3 protein-coding genes are annotated in these 4,073 nt (G+C 32.7%); all 3 read right to left on the reverse strand.

The genetic code is table 11. The features are described 5' to 3' along the window. Nucleotides 1-346: 346 nt before the first annotated feature. Genes FHS86_RS18965 through FHS86_RS18975 form a run of 3 tightly spaced genes read right to left on the reverse strand, consistent with a single transcriptional unit; the run spans nt 347 to nt 3,810 of the window. Nucleotides 347-2,410 carry an AAA family ATPase gene (locus FHS86_RS18965; protein ID WP_429417587.1) on the reverse strand — a complete coding sequence of 688 codons (2,064 nt, stop codon included), beginning with the start codon at nt 2,408-2,410 and terminating at the stop codon, nt 347-349. Next, nucleotides 2,403-2,879, reverse strand: a complete 477-nt coding sequence (locus tag FHS86_RS18970; RefSeq protein WP_429417590.1) for a hypothetical protein — start codon at nt 2,877-2,879, stop codon at nt 2,403-2,405. The genes FHS86_RS18965 and FHS86_RS18970 overlap by 8 nt, the downstream gene beginning before the upstream one ends. Before the next feature lies 1 nt (nt 2,880). Further along, nucleotides 2,881-3,810, reverse strand: coding sequence for a hypothetical protein (locus FHS86_RS18975; protein WP_429417592.1), 930 nt, complete (start codon nt 3,808-3,810; stop codon nt 2,881-2,883). Between the last annotated feature and the right edge of the window lie 263 nt (nt 3,811-4,073).

The raw sequence follows: 4,073 nt of genomic DNA on the forward strand, positions 1-4,073 counted from the left end.
TATGGTATTAAGATACAAAATATGAAGCTCATTAAAGAATGTATTCCATTCTATTTATCAACATAGTTATCAAGGGTTTTTAGACAGTCTGACGGAAAATTGTATGTTACGTAGGGGATTGCGTGAGATTATCTGTCCGGATACGGACGAGATAATAAGCGGAAATCCGCCGTAAGCATACCGCTGAAACCCCTATGGAATATACAAAATGTTACCGCCTGGTGTTTATTTTAGTCATATTAATTTCAATTTACTAATTATTGTCTGCCCGCCGTGCAGTGGATAGGCAAGCTCTTTGGCTGGTTTTGGTTGTGTGTCGGCTTGTGTGACCTGCCAATGTGCTTGACTAGGAAGCAAGGGAATCATTGCCAATTGGTTTAATTAGTTTTTTATCTATAAATACCAGATTAAATTCTAAATCTTTTGTCGCATTTTGATATGACTCATCGGAATTCTCAAAAGATGCAAATAATAAAATCTGTGCTCCCTCATAACTTGAAAGTTCGGTTAAGAAGCTTCTAAAATGGCTTAATGAAATATCTTGCTGCTTTGGTTCATCAAACATTAACAGATTTGGGTGATTTGTATTAAACTTATTCGAGGTTAAATATAAACTACAAGTGTATGCCCAAATACATCTAATAAAATCACTTGCTGAAGAATCAAATTTTAAATCATAGCTCAAATTTGCATCACCTCCTTTTTGCGCTAATGGTAAATAATTATCTGTTGAGATTGTGATGAAATCATTGGATTTACTTTTATAATCGAAGTCAGATAGTAAACGTTTGAATTGTATCGATAAATAATCAAGTTTTTTTCTGTCGTCCAGTGATAGGAAATCTTTTGGGAGATTTTCTTGGTCTTTTAATAGTTGTTCATGTTCTCGTGAGAGTTGTTTTGCTTCATCTAATAATTCATTGAAATCTTCAAGATATTTTGTGTAAAATTCAATTCGTTTCTTAATATTTAATTTCTTCTCGATCTCCAATTCTGATGGAAGTCTATCATCTGCAATCAACTCTCTTTTTAGCTCACGTAAGGATTGACGTTTATTAGAAAGATTCATTCTAATCCTGTTTATCCGCTCATCTTTCTCTGATATACTAAATTCAAGACCTTCTATATAGACTTTAATCATTTTTATCTGAGCTTCAATAAAAACAATATTATCCTCAATAAGCATTGGATTTTGTTCAATGTCCGATGGCAAAAGAGAATCTTTTATGGGTTGTTCACAAGTTGGACATAAATCATTTGCCATTTTACTATCTAATTCAGCACCGAGCTTTTTTACTTTTTGAGCACCTTTGTTTTTCCTTAAATCTTCTTTCAAAGATTCCAATTGAGCTTCATATCGTTTCAATTTATCTTTATCAAAACCTACCTCTTCAGAAAGTAATTCATAGTTTAATGTAACTGCATTGATACTATCAGTTATTGAATCAATTTTCGCTTCATTTTGCTCAATCCTTTCAGAAACTTTAGGGATTATTCGAGTTTCTAATTCTACTAATCTTTCATTTTGTAATTCAATAAAGTCGGGAATAGAATAATTTTGATTATCCTGTGATAGTAAAATTGAAATTGGATTAGTTTTGTTTAAGATGGTTGGTTTTTGTTCTAAATTGACCAGCTTACCTCCGCCTTTTTCAGCCAGACGAAATAATTGTCTATGAAGTCTATCCCATTTGTCATCTAAAATTCGTTTTGATGTATTTAGATTCTGTCTTATCTGCAAATTTTCGTATACATCTAAGTTAAGCAGGAACTCAATTACTCTAGCCTCTTTATTTGTTAAGCCGTAAAACGGCATGGTTGCGAAGAAATCAGACCAACCTGATTTCTGCTCAATTATAAAGGAAGGTGCAACCTGCTGAATATATATTTTCCTTCTTTCTCCTGCTTTGTTAAACACATACGGCAAGTCCCAACCAAGAAACTTTTCTAAAAATAAGTGAAACCCATAAATATCATCTGATGCTCCGCCTTTATCATGGATAAACATGGGCTGCGAAATAAGACTTTTATTTTGTCCTGTCAATAAGGCTCCTTTATAAACATCAACTAATTGAGGAGCTCTAGACGAACTTATTACACTTCGTCTTACTGTGACAATCTCCTCTTGCTTATTTTCAAATTCTAGTAATATAAAGGATTGGAGTACTCGATGAATTGTGCCCTTCGGATATTCAACAATATCCTTTAGAACTGATTGCATTGTCTTTTCATTTTTTCCACCTATTAATTCTTCAAATCCAAGACAATATAGAATGGATTGAAACAAACTACTTTTACCGGAAGTATTATCTCCTCTAATAATATTAAATCCTTTAGTGAATTCATATTCTGCACCATATAGCCCAGAATTTGTATTTACCTCTATTTTTATTGCGTTTATTTTAATCATTGAATAAGGTCCATTTATTGGTTAGATTTTGTATCGATTTTTCTGTAATACCTTTTTTGCCTATTTGTTTTAAGAGTGAAATCTCATCTGTCAAAATATCTCCATCCTCCTCAATTTTCTTGACAAATTCAAGTCCTTTTTCTTCAAGCTTGTAATTTGCTTTTTGGTAAGAACAAAAGTTATCTGCAACGGCTAAATGCAACGCTCGGTTTAGTGTTGGTTCAATCCCCCAAACGGATAAATCCGAATTATTTGAATTGGATATAAATGCTAAAAGTGTTTGTCTGTTTTCAATGCTTTTAAAAGCCCATGTAATGAGGTGTAACTTTAATAAACTTGATTTTTCTCCAATACATGAATGCTTTAAAATCAAACAAATCTGAGCAATTTTATATGCTGGTCGATAATCCGCAGGGACGGAAATAGGCTTTTTCGAAAATGTTATATTTTTTATAGTATAGTCGTTCATATTACTCGAAATTTATGGGACAACGTAAAATCCAGTCCGCCATTACTTGATTACAAAGGTTTTGTACCATTGTATCCTCGATAAATGGAAAGCTTTTTCTTATTTTATCATATAAAAGGGTTGCAAAGCCTTTATAACGTTCATTGTTATTGGAGCTAGGAAACATACACTCTTCAATTACTTGTTCCTCTACCTGACTTATTATCTTAACAAATTTCTCATAATCATCAGGATAGTCATTTGACCATTTTTTTAAGATGCTATTACCGTCTAAGAAGTGGCTTATACTTTTTTCAGTTAAATCATCAACTTTCTTTTCTAAACCAGTTGTACTACTGTCAAATCTTAAACTGTGTTTTCTTTGGGCATGTTCTACAAGAGAAATTTCTTTTCCTTTCCATTTCAATCTTTCCTCTGGAGATATTTTATCTTTTGGAGTAATATCTATTTTATGGTCAGTTATTTTCGTGAAGGTGTGAATTTCTGGTTTCAAATAGTCAATATCCCAGGGGATTACTTCAAAATCTAAGTTGTCAATTATAGAAAGATTTAGAGCTCTTATTTCATCTCTTTTTTTTGTACAATGATCAATAATATCATTTCTACTATAATTAGGTGTAACAAAATACCATTTATTGATCTTAGTGCCACCTAATTTTTTAGCTAGCTGCTTTTCATAAGTTTGAAGTTTTTTTAAGTCTTTGGTAATTTTGTCTCTCTGCTTCTCATATAATTCGTCTTGCGTATAATGCTCGTCAGGACAATAACATTGAAACGCTTTTCCTGCTCTAGTAAATCCTTCAATACCAAAATCACCGGGAGTAGCCTTAATCTCAAAATAAGATTCTGATTCATATCGCTTTTTAAAGCATAATTGACAAATTAATTCCCATTTGTCTCCGTCAAAATTTCCGTATTCAGTTTTTATCATTATTCAGTATCTATAGTGCGTAGGCAAGAAAACAACTCTTTTGCAAGCTGAAGCATTGACTTGTGTGTTAGAGCTTGCAAATGTGTTGTTTTGTGCGTTGGCTGTTCATTTTATCATTGTCTTTTTTGATTGTTATTGCACTGCGTTGCTGTCTTTTACACTTGGCGGGTAGAGTAGAGCCTGATAGCTCATTCAAAATTTGCACTTATAAATGTACGCATTCTGGATAAACTATCAGTGCCCCCTGCATCAAACCGTACGTG

Source organism: Roseimarinus sediminis, from assembly GCF_050433125.1.
Lineage (GTDB): Bacteria > Bacteroidota > Bacteroidia > Bacteroidales > Prolixibacteraceae > Roseimarinus > Roseimarinus sediminis.